Raw genomic sequence first — 14,735 nt, 5'->3', positions numbered from 1 at the left:
TTAAAAATGAACCAAAAAATAGACCCCAAAGAGTTAAAAGTCCTTGCTGATATTCTGGCATTGGTTTTAGAAGACCAACCAGGGCAATCTGCAAATGCGCTCGAAACGATTAAAAAAAGGGCAAAAAAAGATACGATTACGGGTGGAGCATTAAAAAACCTTTTTAAAAATATTGCCAATAATCCCCCTTCATCAAACAGCGCTAATAATGCTCAATATAAAAATCAATCAGACTCTCTGGAGTTAACAAGAGCGCGTTCCCACATTTCAAACCTAACTCGCAATATCACTCAACTTGATATCGTCATTCGTGACTTAAGAAGACAAAACGAAACACTAAAGTCAGAATTATTGCTTACACAACGATCTAGAGCTGAGTTACAAACTGAACTTCATGCCAAATCTGATAAATTCCCTTTTAAAACAGTCACAATTATTATTTCAATATTATGTGGTTTATTTTTTGGAATTGCTGGGACTTCAGTTTTTAATTCTGCTATGTATCAACCGTATCAACCCGATAATACAACTTACCTTCATTAATGGATTACTCTTATGGATATTAACAGCTTTATTCATGACCTGACCTCTATTGTCGGTTCACAAGGAATTATCACCAGTCCCAAAGATACCGAAATCTATAACACTGATTGGCGACAAATCTTTCAGGGGAATAGTATTGCTGTACTAAGACCTCAGAATACGCAAGAAGTCTCAGATGTCGTTAAATTGTGCGTCCAATATGATGTAACGATTATTCCACAAGGTGGAAATACAAGCCTTGTCGGTGGTGCAACGCCACTAAAACAAGGTAACCAAATCGTCCTTAGCCTAAGCCGCATGAATAAAATTCGCAATATTGATACCATTGATTCTACGATGACTGTCGAAGCTGGTGTTATTTTAGAAGAAGCTCAAAATGCAGCGAAAAATGCAGGGCTATATTTACCGATCGTTATTGCATCCCAAGGCTCTGCACAAATCGGAGGCGTTATTGCAACCAATGCTGGTGGTAATAATACGTTACGATATGGTAATGCGAGAGAGTTTGTTTTGGGTCTAGAAGTTGTAACGGCTGATGGCCAAATATTACATAATTTACGTCGCCTGAGAAAAGACAATACAGGGTATGCGTTAAAGCAAATCTTTATAGGATCAGAAGGAACGCTGGGCATTATCACAGCTGCTGTTCTGCATTTACACCCCTTCCCGCATTCTACAGAAGTTGCATTGTGTGCAGTGCCAGATTTGCAACATGCACTACGTTTACTACATCTGTTTAACAATTATAACCCTGCTGCATTACAAGCATTTGAATATATTTCACAAAAAGGCATGGATCTGGTTTGCCAACATTTTCCAGAGTTAAATTTCCCACTTGAAACCAAAGCACCCGTATATATTGTTGTCGAACTGGCCATTCCTGCACAAGGGGATGGATTAAGAGAGCTCTTTGAAACCGTCTTAGAAAAAGCCTTCGAAGAAGAAATTATTCTCGATGCCGTTCTTGCGGAAAGTGAAACGCAAAGACTTAATTTGTGGCGTTTCAGAGAAGAACAATCTGAATCACAAAAACTTTCTGGGGCAAACATTAAAAACGATGTTTCTGTTCCTATTTCCTCTATTCCAGAATTCATTGAACGTGCAACCCAAGCATGCGAAGCAATCTATCCAGGAATACAGGTTGCTCCATTTGGACATTTAGGGGATGGGAATATTCATTTTAATTTGGTTCAACCTGCCAATGGTGACAGCAAAGATTTTATGAATAAAAGCCATGATTTGATGGATGCTGTTTGTGCAGTCGTTTACGATTTGGAAGGTTCATTTTCTGCTGAACATGGTATTGGGCAATTAAAGAACTATATGATGCCATCATGGCGTGGCGGGGTAGAGCTAGAGCTAATGGAAAAAATCAAACAAAGTTTGGATCCAAAAAATATTTTAAACCCTGGAAAAATCTTTCCAAACTAGCAAAACGATCATAATAATAGCTTAAGTTGAGCTATACATTTATAACAAACTATATTAAATCCGTTTCTTTAAATGAAAAATTTTTGCTATTGGTGTAAGTATTAATGGCAAAAATTCTCAATTTAGTTACTTAATTTATAATTCTTATTGTCTTTTGAACCGTATTAATAGTAAAGAAGAAACATCTAGGGAACAAGGTGGGGTAATTTCAAATGCGTTTATTGGCTTCATTGCGTCTCCCCATGTTTGACCGCTATCTCTTACATCAATTATTGATTGCTTTGGTGGCAACAACAGGAGGCTTAGCAGCGCTTATCTGGCTTACACAATCTTTACGGTTTGTGTCTCTTGTTGTCGATAGAGGTCTGTCTCTGGGGGTATTCCTTCAACTAACTGGATTGTTAATTCCTTCTTTTGTTGCGGTTATTTTACCTATTACAACTTTTGTTGTCGTACAATTTATTTATCATCGTTTAGCAGGTGACAGAGAAATCGTTGTCATGAGGGCAGCAGGAATGTCATCATTTGCTTTGGCTAAGCCCGGAATGATTTGCGCGCTCATTGCAACAATTGCGTGTTATTTACTTAATCTATGGATTGTGCCTGCCGCCTATCATTCTTTTAGACAAAATGAATTTAAAATCCGAAATAAAATGGCTGCCTTTATGTTACAAGAAGGTGTCTTTACGAATATTTCAAATAATTTAACCGTCTATATACGCTCCAAAGATCATAATGGTGTCTTAAAAGGTATTTTAGTAGAGGATGCCAGGCAACCAGATAATAAAGCCACTATCCTCGCTGAAAGTGGGAATATCGTTATTATCAATGATAAGCCCCAGGTCGTTTTATTAAATGGTTCTCGTGAGGTTATTGATAAAAGAACAGGTCGTTTGAATGTGCTGAATTTTGAACGCAATACAATTGATCTTTCCTCAAACAAAGAACAAGCTGCACGTCTTAAAGATGCAACGGAAATGTCTTTGTACGAACTACTTCATCCTAATGCACAAGAGGTATTTGATCGTGATTATGGCAAACTAGCGGTCGAAGCGCATCGACGATTAACCTCGCCATTAACCATATTTTCATTCACTATGGTTGCATTGGTCAGCGTATTAAGAGGAAGTTTTGCACGATATGGTAATATTCTTCGCCCACTCAGTGCTATTTTTACTATTGTTGGGTTAATGTCATTGATTTTAATTATTCAAAATATAGCAACAAGAAACGTGATTTTCATCCCATTCATATGGGTCGTAGCAATCACACCAGGCATTGTTGCGTCTTTTATTCTTTTTATACCCGAATTAAAATCTAAGACTAACAAACCTATCCCCCTATCTTCTTTACAAAGAGGAAGGTAAAATATGTTTTCAGCACGCACGATTTCAATTTATATTGCGAAACAATTTTCTTTTGCTTCAATATCGATGATCCTTGCTTTAACAGCACTGGTTTCTTTATTTGACTTTATTGATTTATTGCGTCGAGTTGCGACCAAACCTCATGTTTCAACAAATGTAGCAACCTCTATTGCGCTTTATCATATTCCCAATTTTTGTATGCAAATTTTACCCTTTGGCATTCTTTTGGGTGGGATTATTTGTTTTTGGAGATTAACGCGTTCTTCCGAGTTAATTGTAACCCGTGCAGCAGGAATTTCTGCTTGGCAATTCTTAACTGCACCTGTGCTATGCGCTTTTGGTCTGGGATTATTTTCAATTATGATTATTTCCCCTATCTCATCTAACTTATTTCGTAAAGCTGAAATCCTCGATCAAACTTATTTAAACACAAGTGGCGGAAAATTAACAAGTCTTTCAAGCGGTTCTTTATGGGTTCGTCAATCTGATCAAGGGCTAGATCATAAAGGTGTTGCAATTTTACATGCTCAGGAAGTGAAAGTGCAAGATAACATCCTACATATGAAAGGAATCAGCATTTTCAGACTTGACGATAATGACCATTTACTGGTTCGTATTGAATCGGCTTCGGGATATTTGGAACATCAACATTATTGGGTCTTGAATGATGCACGATCTATTAAACCAGACAAATTGCCTGTCAATTTAGGAACGATTAAATTGTCAACAAATCTGTCACTATCAAACATAGAAGAAAGCTTTTCATCCCCTGACACGTTGTCCTTTTGGTCATTACCAGGGTTCATACATTTGTTAAACGAATCTGGCTTTTCATCTATCAGTCATCGCTTGCGTTTTCAGTCATTATTGGCACAACCTTTATTAGCTAGTACAATGGCTTTGGTTGCTGCGGGATTTGCCACTCGTTCCACACGCAGAGGTGGCGTTGCGAAAATGATTGGCTCAGGAGTGGCTGCTGGTTTTGCCTTATTTACCATTTCAAAAGTCGCTGAACAATTTGGTGAGTCTGGTGCTTTGCCAGCCCTTATTGCTGCATGGGCCCCGACGGCTGCTGGACTTTGTTTGGCTATATCTCTTCTTATTCATTTGGAAGACGGCTGATGCGTAATTATTCTTCACCTTCACTCTTTAAAAAATTGACCAGAAAAATTGCTCGTAAAAATAAGCATAAAACCTTATTACTGATTAGTATTTTCAGCGGATCAATAGGAACCATTGGTTTACTTGTAGACCAGAGTGTATTTGCACAGCAGCAAATACAAATCGCCCAATCCAATATCGGCAAATCAAGCGGTACGCCTTTTTCAGAAAAAGAACCAATTACTTTCCAAGCCGATAATGTTTCTTATAATTCAAAGACTGGAGAGGTCACATGGGCTGGAGATGTGCATATATGGCAAAATGACCATATGTTACGCGCTGACAAAGTGACATATAATCGCACCATGAACATCGCTACCGCCAGTGGTAATGTGTCTATGGTTGAACCTGATGGCGAAATTTTATTTACCCAACATGTGCAACTTGGCGATAATATGCGTGAAGGCGTAATGGATCAAGTTTATGCATTACTTGCCGACAATGGTAAACTTGCTGCTAATGGTGCCCGACGCACAGGTGGTAAAGTGCATGATTTTAGCCGATCTGTTTATACAGCCTGTCCTATTTGTGAAAAAAATCCGAAAAAAGCACCTTTTTGGCAATTACGCTCTTATCAAGCTATTCGAGATACGGAAAATCAGCGCATTGATTTCTCTGATACGTTCATTGATTTCTTTGGTGTGCCCGTTTTCTATATGCCTTTCTTCTCTATTGTTGACCCTTCCGTAAAACGCCAAAGTGGTTTCTTAATCCCAAGCATTAATTTTAATAGTAAATATATTGGTGCCTATACGACCATTCCATATTTCTGGGCGATGAATAAATGGTCCGATTTAACATTAAACCCTTTATTTGCTACTAAAACTGGCCCCCAGTTAAGTGCGATTTATAGAGCCCGATTTAACCAAGGTATGCTACGTGTTGAAGGCGGCGTTGCAGATGATACAATCCGTAAACATGATTGGACAAATGCTTGGGGAGACAGGGTTAAAAGCGATGGTCATGGAGCTCAAGGATACTTATTCTTAAAAACAGAGTGGGCATTAAATAAAAATTGGCGTTATGGCGCAAATATCAATATTGCAACTTCTGCTGATTATATGCGTGATTATCGTATTAATGGATATGGTCAAGATACTCTAAACTCCAACCTTTATTTAGAGGGTTTTGGAGAAGGAGCTTATTCTAAGGTTACTATGCAAGGTTACCAAGGCATTAATCGAAATACCGTTAATAGTTCAGATTTACCTTTCGTTCTACCACGTTATACATATAGTTATTACGGTCAACCTGATGCGTTAGGTGGTCGTTTCTCTTTCGATACAACAAACTTTATAGTCTATCGTTCTAATGGTGCAAACGATCAAAGAGGACAAGCTTCTTTAAATTGGGATAGACCATTTGATACTAATATTGGACAAAAATGGTTGGTAACTTTACATGTAGATTCGAACATATATAATGCATCACATCTGTACCAACAACCACTTTATTTAAATAAATACGGTAGCCATTTTACAGGACAAGCATTACCAACATTAGCGGTTAAAATGAATTGGCCTTTCCTCAGACAATTTAAACTAGGCGATACAACTGGCACACAGGTTATCGAGCCTATTGTTCAACTCATTGCTGCCCCTCATTCCAAAGGTGGGCGAAATTGGGCAATGCCAAATGAAGATAGCTTTGCTTACGAATTTTCTGATACAACCCTTTTTGCACTTAATCGTTTCCAAGGTACAGATCGTTTAGATGGTGGTGCCAGAGCCAATGTCGGTATTCACGGAAATTGGGCATGGAATGGTAAGCAAGTTGATTTCTTAGTCGGTCAAAGTTACCAAGAACACGTAACCAAAAATTTACCCAGAAATGCCGGGGTCAATCGTCATATGTCAGATGTGGTCGCGCGTGTAAGATTTGCACCCACACAATATTTTGCGACAACAGCGCGAACTCGTGTTGACCCATATAGCGGGGATATTACATATGGTGAAGGAATATTTAACGCAGGCTTCAAACATTTCGGAATCAACGGGGGATATATTTACGAACCCGTTACCCCTTATTATTACTATTTTGGAAACCCCTTTACATCTGCAGGTCCATCTAAGCTTTACGATGAAAAAACAAGTGAATTAACGTTAGGTGCCTCCACAGATTGGGAACATTGGCACGCGTCTGCCTTTGGACGACGCAGCTTATCAAGAAAACAAAATGTCGCAATCGGTGGTAATGCAGGCTATCGCAATGATTGCTTCGGTCTAGATGTAATTTATCTTAAACAATATACAATGATTAATGGTGAACGAAATAGCGATACAGTGTTATTTATGCTAACCTTTAAAACACTTGGCACTTTTGGAATTAATGGATAATGTACAAAACACATAGATTTTCATCCTTACTCTCTCCATATAAATTGAGTATTTTCCTAACTATGGTTGGTACTTTTTTAAGCTCCGCGACTTCCTTTGCAACAACAGAGCATAAAAATCATATTCCCTCCTCCTCTTCCAGTGTTAATTCGAAAGCTATGGGTAAAGATTACTCCATTCCTGACGCTCAAGATAATGCAGAAAGCAAGATTATTGCGATCATTAATGGTAATCTGTTAACCCAAAGAGATGTAAATAACAGAGAACAATTATTCCAATTAACCGCAGGTGTCCGATTAACTCCTGATGTATTACAGCGGATGCGTCCACAATTAATTAAGCAATTAATTACTGAACGCCTTCATACTCAAGAGATGCTCAGAAGAAATGTGAATGTTCCCCCTGAGCAAATCGCCGAAGCCATTGCTGACATTGAAAAACGCAATGGTATGCCCCCTAATGCTCTAAGAAACCAACTTTCGTCCGATGGTGTATCTATGAGCACCTTGATTGACCAAATCCGGCTACAACTAGGATGGAGTAGAGTCCTTCAACAAGAACTTGGAAGCCAAAGTCGCATTACAGCCCAAGAAGTTGAACAAAGACAAAAAGCCTTAAAACAAGAGGTTGGACAACCAGAATATCTTCTGAATGAAATCTTCATTCCTGTTGAAAACGCACGTCATCCAGAACAAGAGTTACAATTTACCAAAACCATCATTCAACAACTTCGAAATGGTGCCCCTTTTCCAATCGTTGCTGCTCAATTCTCTCAAGCACAAAGTGCCTTACAAGGTGGAGCTCTAGGCTGGGTGCAGAAGGATAATTTAGATCCAGAAGTTGCTTCTCTAGTCAGCAAAATGCCTATTGGGGCAATTTCTAACCCTATTCAAGTTGCTGGTGGATATATTATTGCAATGCTCAGTGGCAAACGTACGATCGGTAATGAAATGGGAACGTTAATGACTATTCGGCAAGTGTTCCTCCCATTCTCTTCTAAACTAAACCCGAAAAACCCTACCCCACAGCAAATCAGTGTATTAAATCAGGTCAACCAATTAAAAAATTCTTTACATACTTGCCAACAAGTTGAAGAAGCAAACCAAAAGGCGGGAAACACGCGTCCTTCTGATCCTGGCCCAATGCAGTTAGAGCGTATGAATCCAGAAATGGGTAATGTTTTACAAGGATTACAACCTGGTCAAGTCAGTAAACCATTGGTTTCAATTGATGGTATTGCCTTAATTATGGTTTGTACAAAAGAAAAGAAGAATATCGCTGATATTTCGACCAGTGAAATCGCTAACCAACTGTTAAGCCAACGTGTTGAGCAAGTATCTCAACAATTAGATCGCGACTTACATCGCCAAGCCATTATTGAAATGCATACAAATACCAATGACTCTACAACAAAACCAGCTACCCAGCCTAAAAGAAAGCATCACTAGATATAATCTTCTTGCCAAAAAATCATTGGGGCAACATTTTCTGTTAGACCCCATGATAAATCAGCAAATTATTGCTTTGGCTGGAGATTTAACCAATAAAAATGTGATTGAAGTTGGTCCTGGCCCTGGTGGACTAACCAGAGCTTTGTTGGATAGTGTTGCCAACAAAATCATTGGCGTTGAAGTCGATCAGCGTGCTTTACAGTTACTGCATGAGTTACAAGGGTTTTACCCAGATCGCTTTCAAGTCGTGCAGCATGATGCGTTAAAAATTGACCTAACAACGCTTTGTGACACACCTCGTCAAATCATCGCCAACTTGCCCTATAACATAGGCACCTCATTATTATTGGGATGGCTAAAGCAAGGATTGGAATGGAAACGCATGACGTTAATGTTCCAACAGGAAGTCGCTGAGCGTATATGTGCTGCTCCTAATACTGAATATTATGGGCGTTTATCTGTTATTGCACAATGGGTTGCTGAATGTGTGATTGTAAAGCGTATTCCACCTGGTGCGTTTGCCCCACCACCTAAGGTTTATTCTGCTGTTATCAATATCATTCCCAAATCAGAGCAGCCTACACCAGCCCTTTTTAAAGCGATGGAACAGGTGACTGCCGCTGCTTTTGGACAAAGACGCAAAATGTTAAAAGGTGCATTAAAAAATATTGGCGGGGAACGATTACTTACTTCCGCAAATATTGACGGTACAAGAAGAGCAGAAACATTGACGATTTCAGAATTCGACCAACTTGCTCGCTTGCACCATAGTATTAATGCTCGATAAATAGCTTCTGTTCCGTTTGAAACATATAATCTCTTGTTATTGGTAAGCTGTCGATTGTCGGGCTAATCTGTAGTTGGAAATTCATGTGGTTATGATAATAAAATGATAATTCACAAGAAGACAAATAAAAGTCAAACATTCGATAAAAACGTTCATCATACATTTTGATAATCGCTTGTTTTTGTGTTTCTACTCGTGCACGCCATAATTTTAAAGTCTTGGCATAATGCAATCTAAGTATCTCACAATCAGTAACCCACAGACCACTTTTTTCAACGGCTGCAAAAGCTTCACTTAATGATGGAGAATACCCTCCTGGGAAAATATATTTATTAATCCAAGCATTTGTAGAGCCTGGACCGTCGGAGCGTCCAATCGAGTGTAGCAGCATAACACCATCAGGTTTGAGAATTTTTTTGACATCTCGAAAAAATTGATCGTAAAAATTCACACCCACATGTTCAAACATGCCTACTGAAACAATACGGTCATATTGTTCATTTACCAATCGATAATCTCTTAACTCGAAACGAACCTTATCCTCTAACCCCTCTTCTTTAGCACGTTTCTTAGCAACTTGCAGTTGCTCTTGTGACAAAGTAATTCCAGTTACGTTGGCATCAAACTCTTTTGCAAGGAACAACGCCATTCCACCCCAACCACATCCAATATCTAAAATATTAAGCCCAGGACGATCTAAGTTTAATTTAGACGCAATATGACGTTTCTTAGCCAACTGAGCTTCTTCCAAAGTTTCATTACCTGTTGGAAAGTAAGCACATGAATATTGACGATCTTCATCTAAAAACAAACTATACAAAGCACCGCTTAGATCATAATGATGTGCAACATTTTTACGTGAAGCTTTTAAACCATTGAACTGAGACCAAAAACGCTTTCCAAACCTTAAAACAGAAACAATTTTTTCTCCAAAATGACCAGCTGCAAGATCATTTTGTAAGATCACATTCAAAACATCATAAATTGAGCAATTAATTGGTTTGATAGTTTCATTCATATAGCCTTCACCAAAAGCAAGGCTAGGATTAACTAATAAGTGAGCATAGGTATCCGCTGTTAAAATCTCCATCGCGGCAATATCTTTGGCATTCATATCCCCATATATTCTTCTTCTTTTATCTGGAAATATAACTTCTAAACGACCATTCTTAATGAGTTTTTTTAAAACTGCGTCTAATAACCCAGACATATCTAGCTCCTAAATATATAAAGCTTTTCTTAATTTATAAAATATACAACGATTACTCTTGAAATAAGTATCTTATTTTTTAACTGAAAATTCAAATAAGTTATGATGATTTAATAAAAATTTAATTTAATCAAAGATAAAACCATAAAAAAAGCGAGGGTTAATCCCCTCGCTTTTTATAACCATATCAAAAAATAATGTTATATTATTCTGCTTTATCAGCAGCTTCATCTACAACAGGTGCATTTTCTAACATTTCTGAATTGGCTTGTTCAACAGTATCAGCATCCACATGTGTATGTGCAGCTTCAACTTGTGTAACATCGCCTTTTTCTTGACGTTCAGCTTCTTCAACAGAACGAGCAACATTAACTTTTGCATCCAAATGAACTTCTGGATGAAGTTGAACTTTAACTTCGTACAAACCTAATGATTTAATTGGATGTGCGATTTCAACTTGCTGACGAGAGAAGGATACACCATCTTTTGCAGCAGCTTCAGAAATATCACGTGCAGTTACAGAACCATAAAGGTTTCCACTTTCGCCAGCTTGACGAATAATAACCACTGACAAGCCATGTAAACGTTCCAAGAGACGTTCAGCCTCTTCACGACGTTTGACATTATGTGCTTCTAATTGACTACGTTCTCTTTCGAAACGGTCACGATTAGCAGCCGTCGCACGGATTGCTTTACCTTGAGGAAGCAAGTAGTTACGAGCAAAACCAGGTTTTACCTTAACGACATCACCCATTTGACCCAGTTTTTCTACTCTTTGAAGTAGAATAACTTCAGTTGCAGCCATAATCTCTTCTCCCTCAGTCTTGAACGTAAGGCAATAATGCTAAAAAGCGAGCACGTTTGATTGCCTGTGCCAATTCACGTTGTTTCTTTGCAGAAACTGCAGTGATACGACTTGGAACGATCTTGCCTCTTTCTGAAAGGAAACGAGACAATAAACGAATATCCTTATAATCGATCTTTGGTGCATTTGCAGATGAAAAAGGACATGTTTTACGTCTGCGATGGAAAGGACGACGTGCCCCCACAGCAATACGACGTGCAGCTGGATTTACTTGAGCTGTTTCTGACATGAATTAGACCTCCTCTTCATCATCAGCATGATCAACAGCAAAACTGCTGTTATCAGAGCTTAGATCATCTTCTTCAACGGCTTTGCGACCGCTTTCATAACGCCCAGATGATTTAGAAGAACGATTATTTGAAGAACGATCTGAACGATCTCTGCTATCATCCCCTTTACGAGAAAGAATCGCAGATGGTGCTTCATCAATCGCATCAATACGCAATGTCATGAAACGAAGAACATCTTCGTTCAAGTTCAATTGACGTTCAATTTCTTTGATAGTTGTTGATTTTGCATCAACACCTAATAGCATATAATGGCCTTTACGATTTTTCTTAACACGGTATGCTAAGTTACGTAATCCCCAATATTCACGTTTTTGTACAGAGCCTTCTTCACTTTCGATCAAAGAAGCAACTCCATTAGCGATATCTTCAACTTGTTGTTGAGTGACATCATTACGTGCAATAAACACGCACTCGTATAATGGCATATTATCTCCCTTCGGCTGACTTCAACCCAATAAAATCAGTATAGAACCTGATTATTCTTCCATCTTTTGGGTATAGCCAAGGCATAGCCGTAAAACCTTGGCAGGGAAGAACTCTTTTAAAACCATAAACTCTCATAAAAAGCAAGGGATTATCTTATTTTTTTCGATATTTTTTAGGAATAGGTAAATTTAAAACATCTGGAATATTCCAAAGCTCGGTTTCTACTTTGAATGGCTCAAAACCAGCTTTTTTATAAATTTCCAATGCTCTTGGATTATCAAGGTTACACGTATTGATGCGTAGGCAACTTGGTTTCTTTTCCCACGCTTGTCGAATTGCTTGATGAAAAAAAGCAGTTCCTATCCCTTGACCGACTAAATGAGGCATCAAACCAAAATACGCAACATTGATACTGGTAAAAAGTGTACAATCTAGTTCAAAAAAACCAGAAATTATATTTTCTGAATCTTTTAAAATATAAACTTCAATCAACGGATCAGAAAATAATTGCTCTAAATATTGATCTGAAAGTACCCTGCGCATCCACCAACAGCAGCTTTTGCCAACATTCCCATACAGATAACGATATAGTGGTACAGGAACAAAAGACAGTTTTTCCAAAGAATATCCAGCAGGCAAATCCAACAGTTCGTAAGTTGGAAAATAATCCATTCGCAAGAAAGTGATAGAAACCGTTACAGGTGTAGAGGGATGAATATTATTTAGTGCTGACATTTCAATTAACAAAAAAAGGAAGAAGGCGACAAGCCCTCTTCCCTTATGAATTAGAATTTAAAATTAAATTAATTATCATCTAAGAATGAACGCAGCTTACGACTACGACTTGGGTGCTTAAGTTTCCGTAATGCTTTAGCTTCAATCTGACGAATACGTTCACGTGTTACGTTAAATTGTTGACCAACTTCTTCCAACGTATGATCTGTATTCATCCCGATACCAAAACGCATTCTCAAAACGCGTTCTTCTCTAGGTGTCAAAGAGGCTAAAACACGTGTCGTTGCCTCACGAAGATTGGTCTGAATAGCAGCATCTAAAGGAATAACCGCGCTTTTGTCTTCAATGAAATCACCCAAATGGCTGTCTTCTTCGTCACCCACTGGAATTTCCAAAGAAATAGGCTCTTTAGCAATTTTCAGAACTTTTCTGACCTTTTCTAAGGGCATTCCCAATTTTTCAGCAAGTTCTTCTGGGGTTGGTTCTCTACCGATCTCATGCAACATTTGACGAGAAGTACGAACCAATTTATTGATGGTTTCAATCATATGTACAGGAATACGAATGGTTCTGGCTTGATCCGCAATAGAGCGCGTAATTGCTTGACGAATCCACCAAGTCGCATAAGTCGAGAATTTATAACCACGACGATATTCAAATTTATCAACCGCTTTCATCAAGCCAATATTACCCTCTTGGATTAAATCCAAGAATTGTAATCCACAGTTTGTATATTTCTTAGCAATCGAAATAACCAACCGCAAATTGGCTTCGATCATCTCTTTTTTAGCTCTGGACGAATCACGTTCACCATAAGAAACAGTCGCAAAAACGCGACGGAATTCGCCAATTGGCAATCCTACTCTTTGAGAAAGTTCGGCTATTTCATCACGACATTTATTAATATCTTCTTCATATCGCTCAATAAATAACTTCCAATATTTTCCTGGCAATGCACGGACTGCATCTATCCAATCTGGATTTAATTCATAACCATGATATTTGGATAAGAAATCGTCACGAGAAATTTTGCATTTCTCGGCCATTCTCAACAAACCGCCTTCTAAAGTCGCTAATTTTTTTGAAACTTCTTTCAACTGTTCAACCAGAAAATCAATTTTGCTGCTTTGTAAATGAACTTGTTGAACTTCAATAATCAATTTATTTCTTAGATCTTCATATTCCGTTTCAAAGGCCGGGGTTAATTTTTCCCCAGCTTGAATAAAATCTAAACGTTGAGCTTGAAGTTGATAAAGTTTGGTGTATATTGTTTCGATTTCAGCAAAATGGCTTAAAACTTCATCTTTATATTTTTCTTCTAATGCTGATAGAGAAAGGTTATTTTCTTCATTAGAATCTTCTCCGTTCTCATCTGTGTCTTCATCACTATCATCATTTTCATCAGTGTCTTCGTCATCATCGTCAGATGCACTTAGAGCACTGCTCATATCTGGCAAACCTGCTTGATCGTATTCTGTTTGTGTCGCCTCTAAATCTACAATATCCCTAAGTAGAATATCACCGGCTTTTAATTGCTCATGCCAGCCAATAATAGCTTTGAATGTCAAGGGGCTTTCACAAAGCCCTCCAATCATTTGATTGCGACCCGCTTCGATACGTTTGGCAATGGCGATTTCGCCTTCACGTGACAAGAGCTCAACTGCACCCATTTCACGCAAATACATACGTACGGGATCATCCGTTCTTCCAGCAGTTGATTCGGTTGCTGCAACGACGACTTCTTCGTCATCATTCTCCCCAACCTCATCTTCGGAAGCATTATTTTCATTATCATCTTCACTAGCTTCTTCTTCGCTTTCTTCAGACTCAATAATCTGAATACTCATCTCTGAAAAAGCAGCCATCACATCTTCGATTTGTTCAGAAGACATTTTATCTTGTGGAAGGATTGCATTCAGCTCATCAAGAGTTACATATCCCCTTTCCTTCCCTTTGCTAATTAATTTTTTAACATCTGCAGATCTGACATCTAACAAACTGGTGTCATTATCCCGATCATTTGCATTTCCTTCACTTTTACCTGCTGCTTTTACAACCATTTTCCGCCTCAAAGAATAAATAGTTTACTACCAAATAGCACTATTTCTAAATATTAACAAATCACCAATCAAT

Annotated in this window: 13 protein-coding genes; 7 read left to right on the top strand and 6 right to left on the bottom strand. The window is 38.3% G+C overall.

Annotated features, from left to right (window positions below; genetic code table 11):
* Positions 1–6 precede the first annotated feature (6 nt).
* From PQG52_RS01240 to rsmA, 7 genes are all read left to right on the top strand, one after another.
* Complete coding sequence (locus PQG52_RS01240) at positions 7–543, top strand: hypothetical protein (RefSeq protein ID WP_271827532.1); 537 nt, start codon at positions 7–9, stop codon at positions 541–543.
* A gap of 12 nt (positions 544–555) precedes the next feature.
* On the top strand, positions 556–1,974 hold the full coding sequence (locus tag PQG52_RS01235; RefSeq protein WP_271827530.1) for an FAD-binding oxidoreductase: 1,419 nt from the start codon (positions 556–558) through the stop codon (positions 1,972–1,974).
* Positions 1,975–2,186: 212 nt separating this feature from the next.
* Positions 2,187–3,341 (top strand): LPS export ABC transporter permease LptF, encoded by a 1,155-nt coding sequence (gene lptF, locus PQG52_RS01230; RefSeq protein WP_271827528.1) that lies wholly within the window; start codon positions 2,187–2,189, stop codon positions 3,339–3,341.
* 3 nt (positions 3,342–3,344) lie between these two features.
* Complete coding sequence (lptG, locus tag PQG52_RS01225) at positions 3,345–4,463, top strand: LPS export ABC transporter permease LptG (RefSeq protein WP_271827527.1); 1,119 nt, start codon at positions 3,345–3,347, stop codon at positions 4,461–4,463.
* Positions 4,463–6,838, top strand: coding sequence for an LPS-assembly protein LptD (locus PQG52_RS01220; protein WP_271827526.1), 2,376 nt, complete (start codon positions 4,463–4,465; stop codon positions 6,836–6,838). Before lptG ends, PQG52_RS01220 begins: the two co-directional genes overlap by 1 nt.
* A 62-nt stretch (positions 6,839–6,900) precedes the next feature.
* Positions 6,901–8,286 carry a peptidylprolyl isomerase gene (locus tag PQG52_RS01215; protein WP_271827525.1) on the top strand — a complete coding sequence of 462 codons (1,386 nt, stop codon included), beginning with the start codon at positions 6,901–6,903 and terminating at the stop codon, positions 8,284–8,286.
* Entirely contained in the window at positions 8,237–9,076 is an 840-nt protein-coding gene (gene rsmA, locus PQG52_RS01210; RefSeq protein WP_271827524.1) for a 16S rRNA (adenine(1518)-N(6)/adenine(1519)-N(6))-dimethyltransferase RsmA, read from the top strand. Before PQG52_RS01215 ends, rsmA begins: the two co-directional genes overlap by 50 nt.
* Here rsmA and PQG52_RS01205 read toward each other — a convergent pair.
* From PQG52_RS01205 to rpoD, 6 genes are all read right to left on the bottom strand, one after another.
* Positions 9,063–10,286: an SAM-dependent methyltransferase gene (locus PQG52_RS01205; RefSeq protein ID WP_271827523.1), complete on the bottom strand. Its 1,224-nt coding sequence runs from the start codon at positions 10,284–10,286 to the stop codon at positions 9,063–9,065. The genes rsmA and PQG52_RS01205 overlap by 14 nt on opposite strands.
* A 205-nt stretch (positions 10,287–10,491) precedes the next feature.
* Positions 10,492–11,091 (bottom strand): 50S ribosomal protein L9, encoded by a 600-nt coding sequence (rplI, locus tag PQG52_RS01200; RefSeq protein WP_271827522.1) that lies wholly within the window; start codon positions 11,089–11,091, stop codon positions 10,492–10,494.
* A gap of 13 nt (positions 11,092–11,104) precedes the next feature.
* Positions 11,105–11,380, bottom strand: coding sequence for a 30S ribosomal protein S18 (rpsR, locus tag PQG52_RS01195; protein WP_271789288.1), 276 nt, complete (start codon positions 11,378–11,380; stop codon positions 11,105–11,107).
* A gap of 3 nt (positions 11,381–11,383) precedes the next feature.
* Positions 11,384–11,866 (bottom strand): 30S ribosomal protein S6, encoded by a 483-nt coding sequence (gene rpsF / locus PQG52_RS01190; protein ID WP_271827521.1) that lies wholly within the window; start codon positions 11,864–11,866, stop codon positions 11,384–11,386.
* A 154-nt stretch (positions 11,867–12,020) separates the two neighbouring features.
* Entirely contained in the window at positions 12,021–12,602 is a 582-nt protein-coding gene (locus PQG52_RS01185; protein ID WP_271827520.1) for a GNAT family N-acetyltransferase, read from the bottom strand.
* Positions 12,603–12,670: 68 nt separating this feature from the next.
* Entirely contained in the window at positions 12,671–14,662 is a 1,992-nt protein-coding gene (gene rpoD, locus PQG52_RS01180; protein ID WP_271827519.1) for an RNA polymerase sigma factor RpoD, read from the bottom strand.
* Positions 14,663–14,735: the final 73 nt, after the last annotated feature.

Origin of the sequence: Commensalibacter communis (assembly GCF_947179105.1) — a bacterium.
GTDB lineage: Bacteria > Pseudomonadota > Alphaproteobacteria > Acetobacterales > Acetobacteraceae > Commensalibacter > Commensalibacter communis.
Note: the sequence above shows the minus strand (reverse complement) of the source record. Positions and strands in the feature narration are given on the sequence as shown.

Excerpts from the sequence above, each read along its gene's own strand:
- PQG52_RS01240 (WP_271827532.1), top strand. The coding sequence starts at position 7 with ATGAACCAAAAAATAGACCCCAAAGAGTTAAAAGTCCTTGCTGATATT.
- PQG52_RS01235 (WP_271827530.1), top strand. The coding sequence starts at position 556 with ATGGATATTAACAGCTTTATTCATGACCTGACCTCTATTGTCGGTTCA.
- lptF (WP_271827528.1), top strand. The coding sequence starts at position 2,187 with ATGCGTTTATTGGCTTCATTGCGTCTCCCCATGTTTGACCGCTATCTC.
- lptG (WP_271827527.1), top strand. The coding sequence starts at position 3,345 with ATGTTTTCAGCACGCACGATTTCAATTTATATTGCGAAACAATTTTCT.
- PQG52_RS01220 (WP_271827526.1), top strand. The coding sequence starts at position 4,463 with ATGCGTAATTATTCTTCACCTTCACTCTTTAAAAAATTGACCAGAAAA.
- PQG52_RS01215 (WP_271827525.1), top strand. The coding sequence starts at position 6,901 with ATGGTTGGTACTTTTTTAAGCTCCGCGACTTCCTTTGCAACAACAGAG.
- rsmA (WP_271827524.1), top strand. The coding sequence starts at position 8,237 with ATGACTCTACAACAAAACCAGCTACCCAGCCTAAAAGAAAGCATCACT.
- PQG52_RS01205 (WP_271827523.1), bottom strand. The coding sequence starts at position 10,286 with ATGTCTGGGTTATTAGACGCAGTTTTAAAAAAACTCATTAAGAATGGT.
- rplI (WP_271827522.1), bottom strand. The coding sequence starts at position 11,091 with ATGGCTGCAACTGAAGTTATTCTACTTCAAAGAGTAGAAAAACTGGGT.
- rpsR (WP_271789288.1), bottom strand. The coding sequence starts at position 11,380 with ATGTCAGAAACAGCTCAAGTAAATCCAGCTGCACGTCGTATTGCTGTG.
- rpsF (WP_271827521.1), bottom strand. The coding sequence starts at position 11,866 with ATGCCATTATACGAGTGCGTGTTTATTGCACGTAATGATGTCACTCAA.
- PQG52_RS01185 (WP_271827520.1), bottom strand. The coding sequence starts at position 12,602 with ATGTCAGCACTAAATAATATTCATCCCTCTACACCTGTAACGGTTTCT.
- rpoD (WP_271827519.1), bottom strand. The coding sequence starts at position 14,662 with ATGGTTGTAAAAGCAGCAGGTAAAAGTGAAGGAAATGCAAATGATCGG.